2 protein-coding genes are annotated in these 961 nt (G+C 49.7%); both read right to left on the bottom strand.

What is annotated here, in order from left to right:
• The coding region (locus ABHN01_RS25815; RefSeq protein WP_429877915.1) for an SDR family NAD(P)-dependent oxidoreductase at positions 1 to 230 on the bottom strand (230 nt) is incomplete at its 3' end.
• 27 nt (positions 231 to 257) lie between these two features.
• A partial coding sequence (locus tag ABHN01_RS25810) for an FAD-dependent oxidoreductase (RefSeq protein WP_429877914.1) occupies positions 258 to 961 on the bottom strand: 704 nt, incomplete at its 5' end.

The raw sequence follows: 961 nt of genomic DNA, 5'->3' as shown, positions 1-961 counted from the left end.
TCTTGAGCCTGTGATACGATTTCGAAAACTTCGTCCCTGTTGCTGACATCCGCTTTAACGGCGAGACTTTTTCTCCCAAGACGCTCAATTTCCCCTGAGACGCTTTCTGCCTTCTCCTGGTCAACATCATTGATTACTACGTTAAACCCGTCACTTGCCAGACGTAATGCAATGGCTCGCCCAATGCCCTGGCCGGATCCGGTAACGATCGCTGTTTTTAATTCCTTCATGCTTTTCTTCCTCCCTTCCGTTTTAAATCAAGCATGAACCGCCTGGCCGACCGTACTGGCAATCGCCTCTGAAATGGCTTCAGACAGAGTGGGATGGGCAGCGATAAAATCCTCAAGAACGTCCACGGTTAACTCGCCGTGAAGCATGAGCGTTCCCTGCCCAATCAGTTCAGTCGCCCGCGGACCGACAATGGAAATGCCGAGCACTTCATTGTACTGCGGATCAATCACTACTTTTACATTTCCGAATGGCTCATTGAGAATCAGTGCTTTTCCGTTGGCACCAAAAGAGAACTCCCCTGTTAGCACGTCCCCGTACTGTTGTTCTGCCTGTCTCTGTGTCAAGCCGACACTGGCAATTTCCGGAGAGGTATAAATACATCGTGGTGCCGCTTTGTAATTCACTTGCCTGTTACGACCGCAGGCATTGAATGCAGCCACTTTCCCTTCATGAATGGCCACATGAGCAAGCTGAATTCCTCCTGTTACGTCTCCTGCAGCAAAAATGTGCGGCAGGTTCGTCTGCATGTACTCATTGGCCCGAATTCGGCCTTTTTCAGTGACTATGCCTATATCATCAAGGCCCAGTCCGGTTACACGAGGTTTCCTTCCCACAGAAACCAACACTTTTTCAGGACTCATGTCGACCCGCTGTCCATCAACCTCATAAATGGCGGTCTTCGTATGTGCCTCAAGCTGTTTTAAGGAGGCAGACGTATGTACTTCTACAC

The sequence above is a fragment of the Fictibacillus sp. NRS-1165 genome, assembly GCF_050468105.1.
GTDB classification, from domain to species: Bacteria; Bacillota; Bacilli; order Bacillales; family Fictibacillaceae; genus Fictibacillus_C; species Fictibacillus_C terrinigri.
Note: the sequence above shows the minus strand (reverse complement) of the source record. Positions and strands in the feature narration are given on the sequence as shown.